Genomic DNA, 20,891 nt, shown 5'->3' with positions numbered 1-20,891 from the left:
GATGGATATCGCGCTCTTGGTCTTTTGGCTCTTCGCGGGCGTCAGCATCCTGTACGTTGTGCACTTCGGCCTCTACCTGGCGGGTGCCAACTTCTACGACATATGGCAACAGCGGCGCAAGGGACTCAGCGGGATCCGGCTTCCCACCCCCTACCAGCCCGAGTGCGCGGCGACGGCCACCTGGACCCGGCGGGCACTCCCCGAGGTGCCCGGGCTGGTCTCCATTGTCATTGCGGCCCACAACGAGGAAGCCGTGATCGTCCGGACCCTGGACTCCATCCGGCGCAGCACCTACCCGTTCTTCGAAGTCTTCGTCGCAGATGACGCCTCCGGTGACCTCACCGGCCGGCTGGTCCGCGATTACCAGTTGCGGCACCCCGCGATGGACCTGCGGATCGTGCGGATGCACCGGAACGTGGGCAAGGGCGCGGCGCTCAACTCGGTGCTCCGCAGGTTCGCGCGCGGCCAGTTCGTCATGACGCTCGACGCCGACTCGGTCATCCAGCCGGACGCCATCACCCGGGCGCTCTCCTACTTCGACGACCCGTACGTGGCCGGCGTGGCGGCGAACGTCCAGATCATGGAGGAGACCACGGCGCTCGGCATCCTGCAACGGTTTGAGCACATGATCGGCTACCGCTCCAAGAAGCTCTACTCGCTGCTGAACTGCGAGTTCGTGGTGGGTGGGGTGGCCTCCACCTACCGGATGCGCGTGCTGCGCAAGGTGGATTTCTACGATACGGACACCGTGACCGAGGACATCGGCCTAAGTGCGAAAATCACCCACCTGGGCAACCGGCGCTTCCGCATGGTCTACGGTGCGGACGTGGTGGCAAAGACCGAGGGGGTGCTCACCTTCCGTGCCCTGGCCAAGCAGCGCTACCGCTGGAAGTACGGAAGCATCCAGAACCTCATCAAGTACCGCAGCATGACCCTGAACCCCAGCCGCCGGTACAGCCGCACCCTGGCGTACTACCGGATGCCCACGGCCGTGCTGAGCGAGTTCACGCTGCTCGTCTCACCCCTGGCCTGGACGTACGCGGTCTATTGGTCGCTGGCAACCTACACTCCGGCGCTGATCATCGGGTCCTACGCCACCATCACGGCCTACACGCTGCTGACGGTCCTGATGGATGAAAACCTCTCACCGCGGGAACGCACCAGGCTGTGCATGTACGCGCCCACCGCCTATTTCCTGTTCTACATCATGGACCTGGTCCAGCTCGCGGCAGCGGTCCGGTGCATCGTCCGTTCGCCAGGGCTGGTGCGGCGCCCCGAGATCAACACGTGGAAATCTCCGCAGCGGGCCGGCAGCGTGGCGGTGATAAGCCGTGCCGCCTAGGCGCCGGCGGGTCCGCCAGGTCCTGCTGAATCCGCTCGTGGTCATCGCGGTCCTGGTTCTCCTGATTACCGCCGGGTGGTTCATGTATACGGGCAGGATCGGAACCTTCGCCCAGGCGCGGCCCGGAGCCAACCTGCTCCCGGCGCTCTTTCCCGGCGTTGCCGGACCGACGGCGGCACCGGGCCCGTCGCCGTCGGCCGGTACTTCGGTGGCTCCGGAAGGCGGCTGGACCGCGGCCCACAGTGGGGATGCGAAGACCTCCCTGGAACTGGTGCCCGGGCAGATGGGCGCCCAGGCGCTGAAGCTCAACATCCCGCAGTACGCCTCGGGCGATGTCACCCTCACCAGCCCGCGCGTGGACGTGGTTCCCGGCAAGACCTACTTCTTCAAGGTGTTCGCCACCACGGAAGCGGATTTCCGGCTGCTGGTGCGGAAATACCACAGGGATGGCAGCACCAGCCTGGAGCAGCTGAGGAACCCGGTGGAGCGGCCGGGGACCACCGCGTTCACGGTGAGTGACGCGTTCAACAGCGGCGACACCGTCGCGGCAGTGGAGTACGTCTTCCGCTTCGCCTCAGTGGGTACCGCGCGCGTGGAAGGCGCCTACCTCGAGGCAGCGGACGACGTCCAGCCTCCGGCACCCGCAGCGGTGGGCCCGAACGTGATCCCCAACCCGGGATTCGCCGGTACCCAGCCGAACCAGCCGGCCTTCTGGTCCCCCTATTCCTCCGGGACGTCAACAGTGGAGTCCGGGCGCGGCGAGGACGGGCGCGGAAGCTTCCTCTGGACCCGCATCGGAAACTACCTGAACGGGGAGGCGAAGTGGCAGTATCAGCCCATCGCGGTGACCCCGGACCGCTACTTCAGGTTCGGCGCGGCCTACAAGGCGGACCGCGAAGTGGATGTGGTGGCCGAGTTCGAGCTTGCGGGCGGCGGACGCACCTTCAAGAACCTGGAGTCCGTGCCGCCGGCAGGGGAATGGACCACCATCAGCGAGGCATTCCAGGTCCCCGATGGCGCGGCCAACGCGATGGTCACCCTGGTTGCGCATGGGAACGGGACCACCGCGGTCCGCGACTATTCGCTGACGGACATCACCAGGCCCGGGCCGCTGCGGTGGAACCAGCCCTTGGTCTCGATCACGTTCGACGACGGGTGGCAGTCCGTGTACGACCGCGCGCTGCCCCTGCTGGACAAGCATGGGTTCAAGTCCACCCAGTACGTCAACGCCAGTTCGATTGAGACGCCGAACTTCATCACGGGCGCCGAGGTCCAGCAGTTGCACCAGGCGGGACATGAAATTGCAGCCCATGCCTACCAGCACGTCGACCTCACCTCCGTGGGGGCGGAGCGCCTGGATGAGGAGCTGCGCAAGAGCGAGGAAGCGCTGGCCGCGGCCGGCCTTCCCACCGATGACCTGGCACCGCCGTACGGACGCTCCGACCCGCAAGTGGACTGGTATGCGGCCAAGTACTTCAAGATCATGCGGGGGACGGATGACGGCATCAACACGAGGCAAAACCTCAACCCGCATGACCTGAAGGTCCTGTACGTGACCGACGCAACCACGCCGGAAACCCTGAAGGAAGCGCTCGCCGAGACCTCCCGGTCCAACGGCTGGCTCATCCTGGTCTATCACCAGATCGCTGCCCCCGACGCGTCGGGGACCCAGAAGAACACTATTGCGGCGGACAAGAGCACTATCACCAGCGACGTCCTCGCAACCCAGCTGCAGCTCATCGACGAAAGCGGCATCCAAGTGAAACCGGTCGCCCAGGCGTTCGAGCAGTTGCAGGGCCCGTGACCACCACCAGGCGGTGAAACGCGGCGCCTTCGACACCCGAAAGAAGGAGAAAGTCATGATCAAATCCAGATCCAGCCTGGCGCGAGGCCGCGCCGGGCTCCTGACCCTTGGGGTAGCCGTGTGGGCCATGGCCGCCGCGCTGCTGACCCCTGCGGCCGCGAACGCCGCCGTGGACAACCCTGCCCCAACTCCGCTCGTGTCCTTCACCTTCGACGACGGCATGCAAAGTGCCTTAACGCAGGCTGCCCCCACCCTCAAGAAGTACGGGCTCACCGGCACCAGTTACGTCATCACCAACTGCGTGGGGATGACATCCGTGCCGAACACCTGCCGCGCCAACACCGACGTTCCCTATATGACGTGGGACCAGGTCACCCAGTTGCAGAACACCTACGGCTGGGAGATCGGCTCACACACCGTTGACCACCAGTGCCTTGTCAGCGTGGGCAACGACTGCCAGGCCACCAAGCTGACGGCCGCCCAGGTGGACGCCGAACTGGCCAACAGCAGGGCCGCTTTGTCGGCCCACGGGTTCAATGCCACTGCCCTGGCCACGCCCTACGGCGACTACGACATGTCGGCGCTCGCCCGGATCGCAAAGTACTACACCTCGATGCGCGGTTTTGCGGACGTGGGCAACAACATCTGGCCGCTCGGCGACCTGCTGCTCCACAACACGCCGGTGCAGGAAGCCACCACTCCGGTCTCCACGCTGAAGGCTAAAGTTGACGAGGCCATCGCCAACAGGACGTGGGCCATCTTCACGTTCCACGACGTCAGGACATCGCCGAGCCAGAACCCGGATGACTACCAGTACGGTACGGCTGAGCTGGACCAGCTGGCAGCGTATGTGCAGACCAAAGTGGCGGCCGGGCAGATCCGGAACGTCAATGTCAGCAAGGGCCTGGTAACCGGCAGCCCCAACCTCCTGCCGAACGCGACGTTCAATAACGGCATCGCCGACGGTTGGCGCACGGACGCCCCGGCCACGATCACCGCGGACGCCGGGACCAACGGGAGCTACCCTGATCCTGCCAAGTCCGTGAAGCTGGTGTCGGGTTCCGCTGCGGGCCACCTGTTCTCGCCGAAGGTTCCGGTGTCGGCGGCCAACAGCTACCTGTACAAGGCCTTCCTCAACGTGGCGGCAATCTCCACTGGAGAAGTGGGCTTCTATGTGGACGAGTACAACGCGGCCGGCCAGTGGATTTCCGGGCAGTTCCGCAAACGGGAAAACAGCCGCTGGGTGGAGTCGATGAACTTCACCTACACTCCGAGCTCCACCAGCGTGGCATCCGCCAGCCTGCAGGTCTATGTGACCGGCACCGGCATCACTGCGTACCTGGACAACATGCAGATGATGACGCTCGGGAGCGGTTCCACCACGCCGTCGCCCAACCTCGTGGCGAACGGCACGTTTGATGCCGGCATCGGCTCGGGATGGCGGACAGACTCCGCATCCACCATCCTGGCTGACGCAGCCAACCACGGGAGCCCGGCCAACCCGGTGAACTCGGTCAAGATGACGGCCACCACGGCCAACAAACACCTGTTCTCCCCGCAGGTGGCGGTGGCAGCCGGCAGCTACAAGATCGCCAGCTACCTCAACATCACGGCGCGGACCAGCGGCGAGATGGGCTTCTACATTGACGAATACAACTCCGCCGGGCAGTGGATCTCCGGGCAGTGGAAGCTCGGGATCTCGGCCGGCGGCGTGACAAATGTGGACCTGACGTACTCGCCGAGCAGCACCGCGGTAGCGAAGGCGAGCCTTCAGGTGATCGTCCAGGGCAATTCCGGACTGCAGGCGTACTTCGACGACGTCCGCTGGACGAAGTCCTAGCAGTACCAGGTCCTGGCAGCAGGGGAGAGGACGAAGGATGGCCGGGCGCCCGCACGCACTGACGGTGGTGCTGGTGTCCGCCCTCCTCGCCGTCCTCGCCTCATGCTCCCCGCCCAAGCCCGACGTGACGCTGGATCTCCTGCACGGGGACTGGCAGGACGTTCCGGGCGTCCGGGCCGGGAACGGCGCACTCCAGGTGACGCCCACCGCCAGGCGCATCGTGGAGCAGAGCGGGGAGGGAGGCCAGCCGAACCCCCCGCTCAACCTCGCCGGCACGCACCTGGTGGTCGGCGGAGACTTTTCGCTCAGCGCAACGTTCGCGGACGTGACCGCGGACGCGTCCTGGGCGCTGTACGACCGGCCGCCCGTCATCGCCGATGAGTTCCGTGTGGAGCCGGCGGGCCTGCGGCTTACCCTTCAGGGAAACGACCTGAAGATCGCCGTCTTCGACGGGACGCAGAAGAAAGACGTGACCCAGCCGGTGCCGGTGCATGATGAACACGTCACGGTAAAGGACCCGGGGGCGCCCTTCACCGTGCGCCGCTCCGGCGATACGCTGGCCGTCGCCAGCGGCAACGACACCCTTTCTTCCCTCCCCCTGGGCAAGGTGTTCTCGTCCGGGGAACTGTGGCTGGGGTTTTCCAGCGATTCCGGCGACTTCGAGATCACCTCGCTCACGGCGGTAGCGCCGGGAAGCGCCGGCCTGCGCACCTCAGGGGCCGCGGCAGCCGGCGTCCAGCCGTCAAAGGACGGCCTGCAGGCACTCGCCGCGAGGACCCGTCCGGACTTCCTGGTAGGCGCGGCCGTGGCACTGGGGCCCCTCACCGGGGACACGGACTATGCCCGGGAGTTCGTCGAAAACTTCGGCGCGCTCACGCCGGAAAACGCGATGAAGCCGCAGTTCCTCTCCCCGCAGCCGGGCGTGTACACCTTCGAAGAGGCTGATGCGATCCTGGCGATTGCCCGGAGCAAGGGCATGGCGGTGCACGGCCACACCATCGCTTTCACGGAGGCCATGCCCCGTTGGATGCAGGAACTCCCTGCAGGCTCGGACGCGGAGCGCCGGACCAGCGGTGCAGCACTGCTCGACTACATCTCCGCAGTGGTGGGGCACTTCAAAGGACAGTTGGCTTCCCTTGACGTGGTCAACGAGCCGTTCGACGTGGACCAGGGGACCGGCATGCAGCAGAACATCTGGTACCGCGTCTTCGGGCCGGGCTATCCGGCCGTGGTCTCCAAGGCCGTCTATGCGGCCGATCCGGACGTCAAGCAGTACATCAACGAGAACGGCGCCGACGTGCCGGGGCGCCGCCAGGACGCACTGCTCAAGCTCATCCTGGACACGAACGCGCAGGGCGGGCACATCTACGGGGCAGGCCTCCAGGCCCACGTCTACGACCTCAAGACCGACGCCATCTCCGCTGACGACCTCACCCGGACGCTCAAGCGTTTTGGGGACGCCGGGCTCCACGTCCGCATCTCCGAAAACGACGTCACGGACGGGCAGGGGACGGACGCCCAGGCGAAGCAGTACGCCACGGTGCTGGCCACCTGCCTGCGCTCGCGCACCTGCGTCTCCTACACCACGTGGGGAGTGGATGACCGCTACGACTGGTGGATCGATGACGGCGGGAGCCTGCGGCTGGGCCACGACCACCTGTTCAACGACGGGAAACCCACACCGGCGTACGACGCCGTGAAGCGCGCCCTGGGCGGTTGACCCTGGGCGCGAAGGCCCGGCTCAGGCGCCTTGGCGCACCGCTGCCCTGCGGGCGAGGGAGTTCCTGCGCGCCGTCCGGAGCATGTCCAGGGTCAGCAGCAGCAGGGCCAGCCACACCACCCCGAAACCGATCCAGCGCTCAACGGTCATGGCCTCCCGGAAAACCAGCAGCGCCACCAGGAACTGCAGGACGGGGGCGAAGTACTGGAGCAGTCCGATGGTGGTCATGGGCAGCCGCCGTGCGGACGCACCGAAGAAAAGCAGCGGTACGGCGGTGATCACGCCCGATGCCAGCAGCAGCCAGAAGTGTCCCGCTCCCTGGGAGGTCAACGTGGAGCTGCCGCCTGCGGCCAGGACCACCATGGCCACGGCGGCCAACGGGGCCAGCACCATGGTCTCCACGCTGAGGCTGGTGATGGCGTCCACCCTCGATCCCACCCGGTTCTTGACGAAGCCGTACAGGCCGAAGCTGAACGCCAGGGTCAGGGCAATCCATGGCAGCTTCCCGTAGGAGTAGGTGAGCACGCCCACCGCCACGAAGCCGACGCCGACGGCGGCCCACTGGAGCGGCCGCAGCCTTTCCTTCAGGACCAGCACACCCAGCAGCACAGAGACGAGCGGGTTGATGAAGTAGCCCAGGGACGTTTCCACGGCCTGCCCCGTGGTGACGCCGTACGTGTAGGTCAGCCAGTTGATGGCGATCAGGAACGCCGCCAGCGCCAGGGAACCAAAGACCCGGCGGTCCTTCAGCGCCACCGCGAGCACGCCCCACGCCCTGGTCACCGTGATCAGGAGAGCACAGAACAGCAGTGACCACACCACCCGGTTGGCCACGATTTCGACGGCGCCCGCCGGCATCAGGATGAAGAAGTACAGGGGGAGCAGCCCCCACAAAACGTACGCGCCGATGCCGAACAGCATGCCTGCCGTCGAGTCCTTGGCGACGGGCCGGGGGCCCTCCGGCGCAGGCGGCGCGGGTGCTGCGGTGGTGGCAACAGCGGGCGTGGCGGGGGAGGTTCCTTCTGGCGTGGGCACGAAGTCCATAACAGCATCCGGTGGGCAGGTATTCCAGCAGGCAGGCGGTATTCCGGAAAATAATCAGTAGGCTTGCTTTCATGACATGTGCGCCTTTCCCGGAACCCACCCCATGAGGCTCCGGCGCAGCAACGCCTCGGGCCGCGGCTACCGCAGGGTGGCCGCCGGCAAGGGCTTCAGTTACCGGGACCTGGACGGCTCCACGCTGCCGCCCGGCCCCATCCGCGACCGCCTGGAAAGCATCGGCATCCCGCCGGCCTGGACCGACGTCTGGATCGCCCCGTTCGATAACGGCCACATCCAGGCGACCGGCGTGGATGCCGTGGGCCGCCGCCAGTACATCTACCATCCGGAGTGGCGCGAGCGGAAGGACCGGGTGAAGTTTGACCGGTCCCTCCAGCTTGCCGAATCGCTGCCCGCAGCCCGGCGGCTGGTCACCATGGACCTGCGCAGCGAGGGCTTCACCCGCGACCGTGTCCTGGCGGGGGCGTTCCGGATGCTGGACAGCGGATCCCTGCGGGTGGGCTCGGAGCGGTACACCAACGAGAACGGAAGCCGTGGGCTGGCCACTTTGCTGTGCGCCCACGTCCAGGTGCGCAAGGACCGGATCTCCCTGCGCTTCCCGGCGAAGAGCGGCAAGGACTGGGAATCGGAAATCCGCGACGCCGACCTCGCCGCCCTCCTGCGCCTGCTCAAGCGGAGGGGGCCGAACGCCCGGCTGTTGGCGTACAAGGAGGGCAGGTTCTGGCGTCCGGTCACCAGTGCGGATATCAACGCCTACGTGAAGGAGCGGACCGGCTCAGACTTCACCGCCAAGGACTTCCGGACCCTGCGCGGGACCGTGGCGGCCGCGGAAAGCCTGGCGCGGACCGGAGTCCAGCGGACGGCGGCCAAGCGGAAGCGGGCCATCAGCCGCGCCATGTACGACGCGGCGGAGACGCTGGGAAACACGCCCTCCATTGCGCGCAAGAGCTACGTGGACCCGCGGGTGGTGGACCACTACCATGACGGCGAAACCATCGATCCGAAACGGCTGGACTCGGCGGAAGCTGAGCTCAGGGCGCTGTTGTACCGCGAGGGCAAGGTAGTGGCCCTGGCCGCCAACTAGAATGGGGGACTGTGCGCTGCACCATGCGGCGCACCCTCATGAAACATGAGCAGGACCAGTTCAGAAGGGTTCCCGGTGTCCAATCACAGCGAAACCGCCGCCAACCGTCCCCTCCGCGTCGCCATTATCGGCGCGGGACCGGCAGGAGTCTATGCTGCGGACATCCTCACCAAGTCCAGCGGGGTCAAGGACGGCGACTTCCAGGTCAGCATCGACCTCTTCGAGGCCTACCCGGCACCCTACGGCCTGATCCGGTACGGCGTGGCCCCGGACCACCCCCGCATCAAGGGCATCGTCAACGCCCTGCACAAGGTCCTGGACCGGGGCGACATCCGGTTCCTGGGCAACGTCACCTACGGCCGGGACCTCACGCTGCACGATTTCCGGGCCTTCTACGACGCCGTGATTTTCTCCACGGGGGCCATCAAGGACGCGGACCTGGACATTCCGGGCATCAAGCTGCGCGGCTCCTTCGGCGGTGCCGACTTTGTGTCCTGGTATGACGGGCACCCGGACGTGCCCCGCGATTGGCCGCTGGAGGCGAAGGAAATCGCGGTCATTGGCAACGGAAACGTGGCCCTGGACGTGGCCCGCATGCTGGTCAAGCACCCCGAGGAACTGCTCACCACCGAGATCCCGGACAACGTCTACGCCGGCCTGAAGGCGTCCCCGGTGACGGATGTCCACGTCTTTGGCCGCCGCGGCCCCGCCCAGGTCAAGTTCACCCCGCTGGAACTGCGGGAACTGAGCCACATGGACGACGTCGACATCGTCCTCTACCCCGAGGATTTTGAATTCGACGACGCCTCGGACGAGGCCATCCGCACCAACAACCAGGTCAAGACCATGGTGAACACCCTCACCAACTGGCTGGTGGAGGAGCATGCGGAGTCGGAGAACCCCTCGTCCCGCAGGCTGCACCTGCACTTCCTGCACAGCCCCGTTGAAGTGCTCGACGACGGCACGGGCAAGGTGGGCGGCATCAAGTTCGAGCGCATGCAGTTGGACGGGACCGGCAACGCCAAGGGCACCGGGGAGTACGTTGAATACCCTGTCCGGGCTGTCTACCGGGCCATCGGCTACCACGGCTCCGCGCTGGACGAACTGGAGTACGACGCCAAGCGGGGCGTCATCCCGAACGAAGGCGGCCGGGTCCTCGACGCCGACGGCAACCCCGTTCCGGGCATCTACACCACGGGCTGGATCAAGCGCGGACCTGTGGGCCTGATCGGCCACACCAAGGGCGATGCGCTGGAGACCATCGGCTTCCTGCTGGAGGACCGGCTCACCCTCCCGGCGGCCAGGAACCCGGATCCCCAGGCCATAATCGACCTGCTGGAAGAGCGCGGCATCGAATACACCACCTGGGAAGGGTGGAACAAGCTCGACGCCCACGAGGCGGGACTGGGTGCCGCCTGGACCGGACCTGAGGGCCTGGACCACGTGGTCCGCGAGCGCATCAAGGTGGTGCCGCGCGAGGAGATGATCCGCATTTCCCGCGGCTAAACGCAATATTTGCACAAGGCTCTTACCCTTGGGCTCCGGGCCGTCTAAGTTACTTAACACAATTACGGCCGGGATCTCTGCCCGCGCTAACCATGTTGCTAATGAGCGGGCCTCGCCCCGCCGGGGAGGCGGGGATGCCATGCGGCAGCTGATTGCGGGCCAGATATGCCAGCGCCCGGCGGAGGCAGCTTTGACGACAGGGCTCGGGTACCCGGCTCGATCGACCAGGTTCAATGTTGCTGTGTCGATGACCGGAAGAGGTTATTCAACTTCGTTGCCGATGGACTCTCATCTGGGAAGGCGGTCATAGGGTGGTCATGATGCCTAACTCAAATTGGCGCGCTGATAGCGACACGTGGCCGCTGGTTACGGCCGTGATTCCGACGATGAACCGCCCGCAATTATTGGCCCGGGCTGTACAGTCCGTGGTCGATCAGGATTACCCGGGCGAGATCGAATGTCTGGTGGTCTTTGACGGCACCGAGCCTGTTTCACCGGATGTCCGGCTACGGCCCGGTCGCCGGCTCCAAGTTTTGGTGAATAACCGTAGACCGGGTTTGGCTGGAAACAGGAACACTGGGTACCTTGCCGCCACGGGCGAGTTGGTGGGTTCTTGTGACGATGATGACGAATGGCTGCCTGGCAAGTTGCGGGCGCAGGTCGAGCTGTTGCGGAAGCATCCTGAGGCCAGTGCAGCGGCCTCGGGATTTCTGTATCACTACCGGGGCAAAGATATTCCACGCCGGGCAGAACTGCCCGCACTAACGTTCTCTGACATGCTCCACGACCGTCACCTCGAGGCCAATGCTTCTACTTACCTCATTCCACGGGAAGAACTAATCAACACAATAGGTTTAGTTGATGAGCAGCTTCCGGGAGGCTACGCCGAGGACTACGAACTGCTGCTGCGGGCCGCTAGGGTCGGTCCGATCGTGTGCGTGCAGGAGCCTCAGTCGCGGGTCCACCTTCATGATTCGTCCTTCTTTGCCAGTCGCTGGCAGACCATCAATGACGCCTTGCTGTACTTGCTCGATCGCGTACCAGAGTTCCAACAAGATCCGGCCGGGCTGGCCCGGATCGAGGGCCAGATCGCATTTTCCCACGCGGCATCCGGCAACCGCAGCTCGGCGGCTAAATGGGCGGTCCGCTCGCTTCGAAAATCGCGGCGCGCGCGACAGAGCTATGCCGCACTCGTAGTGGCAAGCGGGCTGGCGAGCGCAGACCGGGTCCAAGCCACCGCCCGTCGGTTTGGTCGCGGCATCTGATCCGGAGCAGGGCAGGTCAGTCCGGCCTTCACCGGGGGCGGACGCCCTGGAAGAGCTGGTCCGGGCAGGCCGGTGACAGAGGGTTGTTGTCCAGCTATGCTGACTTGGCCACCCTCCAGCCCTGCACAGCCGGACAAGACTCCGGAACGGGAGTTCGATGACGAACCTGCTCCACCCTGAACCGCGCCAGCGTGCCGCGCTGGCCGGCCACGAGCGCCTGGGCTCGGACCCCGGCAACCTCACCCCCGAGATCCCCGGGCTGCGCAACCTCATCAAGGAGTCCTGGCAGCGGTCGGCAAGCTTCAAGGCCAACCCGGACAACGCGGCCGCGCCGCTGGCTTTCGACTGGGAGCAGCTGGAGGACTACCGGCGGCAGCATCCCCTGGCCGCGATCATGCCGGTCATCAACAAACTCCTGGTCCAGCCCAGCCATGACAGCGGGCTCTTGGTTGCGGTGGGTGACGAGGTGGGCAGGCTGCTGTGGGTGGATGGCGACCCCACCCTCCAACGCCGGGCCGAAGGCATGATGTTCGTCCCCGGTGCCGACTGGTCCGAGGCCAGCGTCGGCACCAGCGCTCCGGGCACCGCCCTTGCCCTGGGCAGGGGCATCCAGATCGCCGGCGCCGAGCACTACCAGCGGGCAGTCCACCCCTGGAGCTGCACCGCGGTCCCCTTCCACGACCCCGACTCCGGTGCCGTGCTCGGCGTCGTGGACATCACCGGGACGGCCACCGCGGTGGCGCCTCACACGCTGTCCCTGGTGGAGGCCACCGTCGCTGCCGCCCAGGCGCAGCTGCGGGTGGAGCGCCTGCAGCTCGCGGCGGAGCTCGCCAGGAAACCTGTACGACGACGGTCCCCGGCCGCCGCCGCCAGGCAAGGCCCGGGTGCCAGCGAAGGCAGCCTCTACCGGAACAGCCTGCAGCTGCTGGGCCGCGACCAGGCACTGCTCAGCCTGGGTGGCAGGACCGTTTCCCTGTCCGCGCGGCACAGCGAGATCCTGGCCCTGCTGAGCGCGCATCCGGAAGGGCTCAGCGCCGAGGAACTGGGCTTGCTGTTGTACCCGGGGGAGGGCTCCACCATCACGCTCCGGGCCGAGATGGTCCGGCTGCGCAAGGTCATCCAGCAGCTGAGTCCCGACGCTGTCCCCGGCTCCCGCCCGTACCGGCTCCCGCTGGACCTGGTGCCGGATACCGGCCAGGTGCTCAGCTGCCTGCAGCGCGGTGCGCACCGCATCGCCCTGGAGATCTACCGCGGCGAGGTGCTTCCGCGCTCGGAAGCGCCAGGCATCCTCGACCTCAGGAGCAGGGTGTCCTCCCTCCTCCGGGAAGCGGTCCTCACGGACGGCAGCGCTGAGTCCCTGCTCAAGTACGCTGCGCTCCCGGAGGCAAGGGACGACGTCGTCATCCGCCGCGCCGCGCTCCGCCTCCTGCCGCCGCGCTCACCCAAGCGGGCTGCCGTCGTCGCCGACCTGGAACGGCTGGAAGCCGAACTCCGCGCCTGAAACCCGGCCCCGCCGGCACCCGTTGTGACCTGCGTCGCATCGTTGCAACCTTGCTGCAACCTCCCCGCTCCTACGCTGGCTTCATCGGCGAGCGCCCCTACGGGCCAGCCTTCTGCACAGCAAAGGAGCTAAGCACATGACCGTTTACGCACAGCCGGGAACCGACGGTTCGAAGGTCACCTTCAAGGACCGCTACGAGAACTGGATTGGCGGCGAATGGGTGGCCCCGGTGAAGGGCCAGTACTTCGAGAACATCACCCCGGTGACGGGCAAGGCCTTCTGCCAGGTGGCCCGCGGCACCGCCGAGGACATCGAGCTCGCCCTGGACGCGGCACACAAGGCCGCACCCTCCTGGGGCAAGACCTCCGTGGCGGAACGCGCCGCCATCCTGAACAAGATCGCCGACCGCATCGATGAGAACCTCGAGATGCTCGCCGTGGCCGAAACCTGGGACAACGGCAAGCCCGTCCGGGAAACCCTCAACGCCGACCTGCCGCTGGCCTCGGACCACTTCCGCTACTTCGCTTCCGCGGTCCGCGCCCAGGAAGGCAGCCTGTCCCAGCTCGATGACAACACCACCGCTTACCACTTCCACGAACCGCTCGGCGTGGTGGGCCAGATCATCCCCTGGAACTTCCCCATCCTGATGGCCGTCTGGAAGCTTGCTCCCGCGCTCGCCGCCGGCAACACCGTGGTGCTCAAGCCCGCCGAGCAGACGCCGTCATCAATCCTGGTGCTGATGGAACTCATCGGGGACCTGCTGCCCGCCGGCGTGATCAACGTGGTCAACGGCTTCGGCGTCGAGGCCGGCAAGCCGCTGGCCTCCAGCTCCCGGATCCGGAAGATCGCCTTTACCGGTGAAACCACCACCGGCCGGCTCATCAGCCAGTACGCCAGCCAGAACCTCATCCCGGTCACCCTGGAACTGGGCGGCAAGAGCCCCAACATCTTCTTCAACGACGTTGCCCAGGAAAACGACGCCTTCTACGACAAGGCCCAGGAGGGCTTTGCCCTGTTCGCCTTCAACCAGGGCGAAGTCTGCACCTGCCCCTCGCGGGCCCTCGTGCAGGAAGACATCTACGAGTCCTTCATGTCCGACGCCGTGGCCCGGGTGGAGAAGATGATCCAGGGCAACCCGCTGGACACCGAAACGCAGGTTGGCGCGCAGGCCTCCAACGACCAGCTGGAGAAGATCCTGTCCTACATCGACATCGGAAAGCAGGAAGGCGCCAAGGTGCTCACCGGCGGCGCCCGTGCCGAACTCCCGGGCGACCTCGCCGGCGGCTTCTACGTCCAGCCCACCGTGTTCGAGGGCCACAACCGGATGCGGATCTTCCAGGAGGAGATCTTCGGCCCCGTGGTGGCGGTGACCCGGTTCAGTGACTACAACGACGCCATGGGCATCGCCAACGACACCCTGTACGGCCTGGGCGCCGGCGTCTGGTCCCGCAACGGCAATGTGGCCTACCGCGCCGGCCGCGAGATCCAGGCCGGACGCGTCTGGGTGAACAACTACCACGCCTACCCGGCAGGCGCCGCCTTCGGCGGCTACAAGTCCTCAGGCATCGGGCGCGAGAACCACGCCATGATGCTGGACCACTACCAGCAGACCAAGAACCTCCTGGTCAGCTACGACGAAAACAAGCTGGGCTTCTTCTAAGCCCCGGCCCGCACCACTACAACGACGCAAGGATTTCGCCAATGACGACGACAATGCAAGCAGCAGTAGTAACCGAATTCGGCGCCGACCTGTCGGTCAAGGACATCGCCATTCCCACGCCGGGGCCGGGGCAGGCCCTGGTCAAGGTCCTGACCACGGGCGTCTGCCACACCGACCTCCATGCAGCGGAAGGCGACTGGCCGGTCAAGCCCTCGCCTCCGTTCGTTCCCGGCCATGAGGGCGTGGGCGAGGTGGTTGCCCTCGGCGACGGAGTTTCCGACCTCGCCGTCGGTGACCTGGTGGGCAACGCGTGGCTGTGGTCAGCCTGCGGCGACTGCCAGTACTGCCGCACGGGGTGGGAAACACTGTGCGAGGCGCAGCAGAATGGCGGGTACAGCGTGGACGGCTCCTTCGGGGAGTACATGCTGGTGGACTCCCGGTTCGCGGCGCGCATACCGGCGGGATCCGACCCCGTCGAGGTGGCGCCGGTGCTTTGCGCCGGCGTCACCGTCTACAAGGGGCTGAAGATGACCGAAACCCGGCCGGGCCAGTGGGTCACCATTTCCGGCATTGGCGGCCTGGGGCATATCGCGGTCCAGTACGCCGTGGCCTTGGGACTCCGGGTTGCGGCCGTGGACATCGCCGACGACAAGCTGGCCCTGGCCAAGGCCCACGGCGCTGAACTCACGGTCAACGCCCTGCATGAGGACCCGGTGGAGGTAATCCAGCGGGAGACAGGAGGCTGCCATGGAGTCCTGGTCACTGCGGTGCACCCGTCAGCGTTCGGACAGGCCATTGGGATGGCCCGCCGCGGCGGCACCATCGTGTTCAACGGACTGCCGCCGGGGGATTTCCCGGCGCCGATCTTCGAGATTGTGCTCAAGGGACTGACTGTCCGCGGCTCGATTGTCGGCACCCGGCAGGACATGGAGGAAGCCCTGGACTTCTATGCCCGCGGGAAGATCCACCCCACTGTGTCCGTGCGGGAGCTGTCGGAGGTCAATGCCGTGCTCGATGAGATGAAGCACGCCAAGATCGACGGCCGCGTGGTGCTGAGGTTCTGATGCCGGCTGAAGGGCTCGCTGCCGCCGTGACGCTGCCCGGGGAAGATTTCTCCCGGGTGGCGCTCACGCCGGCTGCCGTGGATCTGCTCCGGATGCTTTGGGACAAGCATGGCCCGCTCATGTTCCACCAGTCCGGCGGCTGCTGCGACGGGTCCTCGCCCATGTGCTATCCGGCCGGGGACTTCATCACGGGGGACGCGGATGTCCTGCTGGGGCTGTTCGACCTTTCAGACGGTCTGCAGCCCCTGCCGCTGGAGTTTTGGATGTCCCGGGAGCAGTTCAACTACTGGAGCCACACCCATCTGACCATCGACGTCGTACCGGGAAGAGGGAGCGGCTTTTCCGTTGAAGCGCCTGAAGGTAAACGCTTCCTGATCCGGTCAACCCTGATGGACTGGCCGTCCTAGGAAGTTCGACCAACTGCCACTCGGGGCTCTCCATTCGGAGGGCCCCGAGTGCATTGGCGGAAGAATATTCGGCATCAGGGCCGTCTCACTATTCGGGACGATTGGGACCGTCCAGTGGATGGACAGTATCGTTGATAGGTCTGTTTCCCTCACAAACCAGGATTGTGACCCCCAATGAACCTTCTGCGGACAAAATCCATCGAGCAGTCGATTGCCGACGCCGATGAGCCCGGACGCAAGCTCAAGCGTTCCCTCAGCACCTGGGACCTCATGATTATGGGCGTCGCCGTTGCTGTCGGCGCCGGCATCTTCTCGGTCGGCGCAAAGGCCGCCGCCAACTTTGCAGGTCCCGCCGTTACGCTGTCCTTCGCGATTGCCGCCGTCACGTGCGCGCTGGCCATCATGTGCTACGCCGAGTTCGCCACGGCCATTCCCGTAGCGGGATCCGCCTACGTCTTCACGTACGCCACCATGGGTGAGCTCCTTGCCTGGATCATCGGCTGGAACCTGATCCTGGAACTGTTCACCGCCGCCGCCGTGATCGCCAAGTACTGGGGCATCTACCTCAGCAAGGTGTTCGCCCTCACCGGCCTGGACATCCCGCCGGCCATCTCGCTGGGGGGCGTGGACCTCTACTGGGGCGCATTCCTGATCGTGGCCATCTTTACCGTCCTGCTGGTGCTGGGCACCAAGCTCTCCGCCCGTGTAGGCAACGTCTTCACCCTGATCAAGATCGCGGTGGTGCTGTTCGTGATCGTGGTGGGCTTCACCTACGTGAAGTTCGAGAACTACACCCCCTTCGTTCCGGCAGCTGAGCCCACGGGCGGCACCGGCGCTGCGGACGTCCTCAAGCAGTCCTTCTTTGGCTTCCTGACCGGAGCTGCCCCTGCCCAGTACGGCACCATGGGCATCTTCGCCGGTGCCGCCCTGGTGTTCTTCGCCTTCATCGGCTTCGACGTGGTGGCCACCTCCGCAGAGGAAGTGAAGAACCCACAGAAGACGCTGCCCCGCGGCATCTTCGGCGGCCTGGCCCTGGTCACGCTGCTCTACATCCTCGTGTCCCTGGCCCTGACCGGCATGGTGTCCTACACCCAGCTTGCCGAAGCCAAGAGCCCCACCCTCACCACGGCCTTCGAGGCAGTGGGAGACACCTCCGCGGCCAAGGTCATCGCCTTCGGTTCCCTGGTGGGCCTGACCACCGTGATCATGGTGCTCCTCATGGGCCTGTCCCGCGTGGGGCTGGCCATGAGCCGCGACGGCCTGCTGCCCCGGGCGCTGTCCAAGACCAGCGACAAGCGGTCCACTCCCGTGCGCCTCCAGGTCATCTGCGGTGCCGCGGTGGCGCTGGTTGCAGGCCTCACCAACGTGGACCTGCTCGAGGAAATGATCAACATCGGTACGCTGTCCGCGTTCGTGGTGGTCAGCCTGGGCATCCTGGTGCTCCGCAAGAAGCGCCCGGACCTGAAGCCGGCCTTCCGGGTTCCGTTCGGCAAGGTGCTGCCCATCGTCTCTGCGGTGCTGTGCCTCTACCTGATGACCAACCTCGCTGTGGAGACCTGGATCTTCTTCGCCTTCTGGCTGGTGCTGGGCCTGGCCATCTACTTCGCCTACGGCCAGCGCCACTCGCGGCTCAATGAGCGTTTCGCCGAGGCCAACGCGAGCGTCAATGGCGCGCCCGGCGCGGCTCCCCGGAAAGCCGCGGAGCCTGAAGACGAGGACGAACTGAGCCGGACCTGACGGCCCGCAACTCCCGCTGTTGACCTGCCCGCCCGGCCTGCGCCGGGCGGGCAGCCGCGTTTCCGGGCGGTCCGCATTTCCGGCTGCCGCACAGCCCGGTTCAGCGCTCCCGGCCGGTCACGGCGCCGCGTACCGTCCCACCCATTCCACGAGCGGCCGCAGCTGCCGCCAGCGTTCCGCGATCTGCTCCTTCGCGGCCGGTGTGGACACCCACTCCGGCTGGCCCACCTCGACACCCGCGGACAGCGATTTATGCTTGAGCAGTTCGGCGCGGGGATGGTCCTTGTCGAAACCCCGCGGGACGGTTTTCAGCTTCTCACCCTCGATGGCAAAACCGGCCCCGGCCACGGCATCCACAATGTCCTGCAGGGCTGCGCCGCTGGCGGAAGCGTCAGCGGCCGCGCGGAACCGGGCCAGCTGCGCCGGCGTGTGGGAGTGGTAGCCGCCGCCGATCAACAGCCCGTCCGCGTTAATTTGAAGGTAGAAACCCACGCCTTCCTGGCGTGCGGCGAAGGCTCCCTGGGCGGTCTTGTACGGTGATTTGTCCAGCGAGAATCGGATGTCCCGGTTGGGGCGGAAGAGCTTGGCAGGTCCGAACTCGGGCTCCAGCTCGGAGAGCAGGAGGGTGAGGGGCTCCTTGACTGATTCGTCGTACGTGGCTTTGTGTTCCAGCCACCAGTCGCGGTTGTTGTTGTCCTCCAGCTGCGCGTAGAAGCGGAAGGCTTCCGGGGGAATGCCTGCGAAAGTGTTCATCTACGGAGCCTAGGGCCGCCGTCCCCAACCGGCCAGATCCCCGGCGCCGTATGTGCACAACCGGAGCCGGACAGCAGAACACCCCGCCACGGAAGACCGTGACGGGGTGTTCTTTAATTCAGCCGGCAGGAGGCCTGACTAGCCGATCTTGTTGGCGGACTCAGCGTCCGAAGCCGGAGCCGACGGGGCGGCACCGGCGCCGAGGTTGGCGCGGAGCTTGGCGCCCAGCTCGGCGTCGACGTTGGTCCAGTACTGGATGGCACGTTCCTTGATGTCGGAGCGCTTCACGCCGCCCACAGCACCGGTGATGGTCTCCAGGAAACGGGCCTTTTCACCTTCGTTGTAGACCTCGCGGTACAGCGCGCCGGCCTGAACGAAGTCGCCATCCTCGGCGTGGAGGGAGTGCGCGGCGAGGGTCAGCTCGCCGTCGTTCTCCCAGCCGCCGGCCGGGTTCTGCGGCTCAACGGCAGCCGGGCCGCCAAAGGTATTCGGCGCGTAGACCGGAACGGAGGGGGCGTTGAAGAGGAAACGTCCCTGGCCGTCCTGGCTGTAGTTGTTGACCTGGTTCTTGGGCTGGTTCACCGGGATCTGGGCGTGGTTGGTGCCCACGCGGTAGCGGTGTGCGTCCGCGTAGGAGAAGATGCGGGCCTGCAGCATCTTGTCCGGGGAAGCGGCGATGCCGGGCACGAAGTTCGACGGCGCGAAGGTGGCCTGCTCGATCTGCGCGAAGTAGTTCTCCGGGTTCTTGTTCAGCTCCATGGTGCCCACCTTGATCAGCGGGTAGTCCGCGTGCGGCCACACCTTGGTGAGGTCGAACGGGTTGAAGCGGTAGGTCTTGGCATCCTCGTACGGCATGACCTGCACGTGCAGGTCCCAGGACGGGAAGTTGCCGGCTTCGATGTTCTCGGACAGGTCGCGGATGTAGAAGTCCGCGTCGGAGCCGGCAAGCTGTTCGGCCTGCTCGGAGGTCATGGAGTTCACGCCCTGGTTGGACTTGAAGTGGTACTTGACCCAGAAACGCTCGCCCTCGGCGTTGATCCACTGGTAGGTGTGCGAGCCGTAGCCCTGCATCTCGCGCCAGGAGGCGGGCAGGCCGCGGTCGCCCATCAGCCAGGTGACCTGGTGGGCGGACTCGGGGGACAGGGTCCAGAAGTCCCACTGCATGTCGGCGTCGCGCAGGTGCGTGCCGGGCAGGCGCTTCTGGGAGTGGATGAAGTCCGGGAACTTGATGCCGTCGCGGATGAAGAAGACGGGGGTGTTGTTGCCCACGAGGTCGTAGTTGCCCTCGGAGGTGTAAAACTTCACGGCGAAACCGCGGGGGTCGCGCCAGGTATCCGGGGAGCCGTTCTCGCCGGCCACGGAGGAGAAGCGGATCAGCATCTCGGTCTCGACGCCAGGCTGCAGGAACGCTGCCTTGGTGTACTTGGAGATGTCCTCGGTGGCCTTGAACGTACCGAATGCGCCGCCGCCCTTGGCGTGCACTACGCGCTCCGGAACCCGCTCACGGTTGAACTGGGCGAGCTTTTCCACCAGGTAGTGGTCAGTCAGGATGATGGCACCATCGGCACCAACTGACTTCGAGTGTGCGTCGGACGTAACCGGTGCACCTGACTGGGTCGTGGAAACGGCAGTCATTGTTCTCCTATTTCTCTTTTTCTTGCGAGGGACTGGGGGGAGGTAGCTGTTGGGCCTGCTGGCATTCCTGGCAGATGCCTTGGTACATGACGTCCGCAATCTGGATGGTCATCGGCTTGGCGTCCGGGTTCCAGTGCGGTGTAAGGCAGGGGGCGTGGCCGACGGCGCAGTCCACGTCTTCCACGCGGCCGCAACTGATGCAGATGGCGTGGTGGTGGTTGTCGTCCACCCGTGTCTCGTACAGGGCGGGGGAGTGCGGCGGCTCGAACCGGCGCAGCATGTGCAGGTCCGTCAGGTCGCCGAGGACCACATAGACGGACTGCGCCGTGAGTTCCGGCAGTTCCGTCCGGGCGGCGGCAAGGATGCTTTCGGCTGGGGAATGCGGGTGGCGTTCGACGGCGGCGAGTACAGCGAGCCGCTGCTTGGTCACCCTGCGACCATGGGCGCGCAGGGCTGCAGCCCATGCGTCCTGGCCATCAAAGTGCTCCGTCATGGCTCCATTGAAGCACTTATT

The 20,891-nt window shown here is 65.9% G+C and carries 16 protein-coding genes; 12 read left to right on the top strand and 4 right to left on the bottom strand.

What is annotated here, in order from left to right:
- Nucleotide 1 precedes the first annotated feature (1 nt).
- The 4 genes from AB0280_RS09730 to AB0280_RS09715 are packed head-to-tail and all read left to right on the top strand — an operon-like array spanning nt 2 to nt 6,706.
- On the top strand, nt 2–1,342 hold the full coding sequence (locus tag AB0280_RS09730; RefSeq protein ID WP_366367062.1) for a glycosyltransferase family 2 protein: 1,341 nt from the start codon (nt 2–4) through the stop codon (nt 1,340–1,342).
- Entirely contained in the window at nt 1,332–3,146 is a 1,815-nt protein-coding gene (locus AB0280_RS09725) for a polysaccharide deacetylase family protein (RefSeq protein ID WP_366367061.1), read from the top strand. The genes AB0280_RS09730 and AB0280_RS09725 overlap by 11 nt, the downstream gene beginning before the upstream one ends.
- Before the next feature lie 55 nt (nt 3,147–3,201).
- Nucleotides 3,202–4,986: a polysaccharide deacetylase family protein gene (locus AB0280_RS09720; protein ID WP_224026733.1), complete on the top strand. Its 1,785-nt coding sequence runs from the start codon at nt 3,202–3,204 to the stop codon at nt 4,984–4,986.
- Nucleotides 4,987–5,023: 37 nt separating this feature from the next.
- Nucleotides 5,024–6,706, top strand: coding sequence for an endo-1,4-beta-xylanase (locus AB0280_RS09715; RefSeq protein WP_366367059.1), 1,683 nt, complete (start codon nt 5,024–5,026; stop codon nt 6,704–6,706).
- 21 nt (nt 6,707–6,727) lie between these two features.
- Here the strand turns inward: AB0280_RS09715 and rarD are convergent, their stop codons facing one another.
- Entirely contained in the window at nt 6,728–7,750 is a 1,023-nt protein-coding gene (rarD, locus tag AB0280_RS09710; protein ID WP_159631206.1) for an EamA family transporter RarD, read from the bottom strand.
- A 103-nt stretch (nt 7,751–7,853) separates the two neighbouring features.
- Here rarD and AB0280_RS09705 point away from each other — a divergent pair, with 103 nt between their 5' ends.
- The 8 genes from AB0280_RS09705 (at nt 7,854) to AB0280_RS09670 (ending at nt 17,989) form a co-directional block, all read left to right on the top strand.
- Nucleotides 7,854–8,849: a DNA topoisomerase IB gene (locus AB0280_RS09705; protein WP_366367057.1), complete on the top strand. Its 996-nt coding sequence runs from the start codon at nt 7,854–7,856 to the stop codon at nt 8,847–8,849.
- Nucleotides 8,850–8,894: 45 nt separating this feature from the next.
- Nucleotides 8,895–10,355, top strand: coding sequence for an FAD-dependent oxidoreductase (locus tag AB0280_RS09700; RefSeq protein WP_425328595.1), 1,461 nt, complete (start codon nt 8,895–8,897; stop codon nt 10,353–10,355).
- A gap of 320 nt (nt 10,356–10,675) precedes the next feature.
- Nucleotides 10,676–11,620 (top strand): glycosyltransferase family 2 protein, encoded by a 945-nt coding sequence (locus AB0280_RS09695; protein WP_366367053.1) that lies wholly within the window; start codon nt 10,676–10,678, stop codon nt 11,618–11,620.
- 157 nt (nt 11,621–11,777) lie between these two features.
- Nucleotides 11,778–13,121, top strand: a complete 1,344-nt coding sequence (locus AB0280_RS09690) for a GAF domain-containing protein (RefSeq protein WP_366367052.1) — start codon at nt 11,778–11,780, stop codon at nt 13,119–13,121.
- A 136-nt stretch (nt 13,122–13,257) separates the two neighbouring features.
- Entirely contained in the window at nt 13,258–14,781 is a 1,524-nt protein-coding gene (exaC, locus tag AB0280_RS09685; protein WP_366367051.1) for an acetaldehyde dehydrogenase ExaC, read from the top strand.
- A 41-nt stretch (nt 14,782–14,822) separates the two neighbouring features.
- Nucleotides 14,823–15,845 carry an alcohol dehydrogenase AdhP gene (adhP, locus tag AB0280_RS09680; protein WP_366367049.1) on the top strand — a complete coding sequence of 341 codons (1,023 nt, stop codon included), beginning with the start codon at nt 14,823–14,825 and terminating at the stop codon, nt 15,843–15,845.
- Nucleotides 15,845–16,252 (top strand): DUF779 domain-containing protein, encoded by a 408-nt coding sequence (locus AB0280_RS09675; protein ID WP_159631220.1) that lies wholly within the window; start codon nt 15,845–15,847, stop codon nt 16,250–16,252. Before adhP ends, AB0280_RS09675 begins: the two co-directional genes overlap by 1 nt.
- Before the next feature lie 174 nt (nt 16,253–16,426).
- A complete protein-coding gene (locus AB0280_RS09670; RefSeq protein ID WP_366367047.1) occupies nt 16,427–17,989 on the top strand; it encodes an APC family permease in 1,563 nt (520 codons plus the stop codon).
- A gap of 117 nt (nt 17,990–18,106) precedes the next feature.
- Here AB0280_RS09670 and AB0280_RS09665 read toward each other — a convergent pair whose 3' ends face one another.
- The 3 genes from AB0280_RS09665 to AB0280_RS09655 all read right to left on the bottom strand — a co-directional run bounded on the left by AB0280_RS09665 (nt 18,107) and on the right by AB0280_RS09655 (nt 20,870).
- Nucleotides 18,107–18,742: a DUF2461 domain-containing protein gene (locus tag AB0280_RS09665; protein ID WP_224026724.1), complete on the bottom strand. Its 636-nt coding sequence runs from the start codon at nt 18,740–18,742 to the stop codon at nt 18,107–18,109.
- 138 nt (nt 18,743–18,880) lie between these two features.
- Complete coding sequence (locus tag AB0280_RS09660; RefSeq protein WP_366367045.1) at nt 18,881–20,377, bottom strand: catalase; 1,497 nt, start codon at nt 20,375–20,377, stop codon at nt 18,881–18,883.
- A gap of 7 nt (nt 20,378–20,384) precedes the next feature.
- Nucleotides 20,385–20,870, bottom strand: a complete 486-nt coding sequence (locus AB0280_RS09655; protein WP_307492571.1) for a Fur family transcriptional regulator — start codon at nt 20,868–20,870, stop codon at nt 20,385–20,387.
- Nucleotides 20,871–20,891: the final 21 nt, after the last annotated feature.

This window comes from Pseudarthrobacter sp. 902506025 (genome assembly GCF_040702325.1).
Taxonomy (GTDB): Bacteria; Actinomycetota; Actinomycetes; order Actinomycetales; family Micrococcaceae; genus Arthrobacter.
This window is presented reverse-complemented; position numbering and strand designations above follow the sequence as displayed.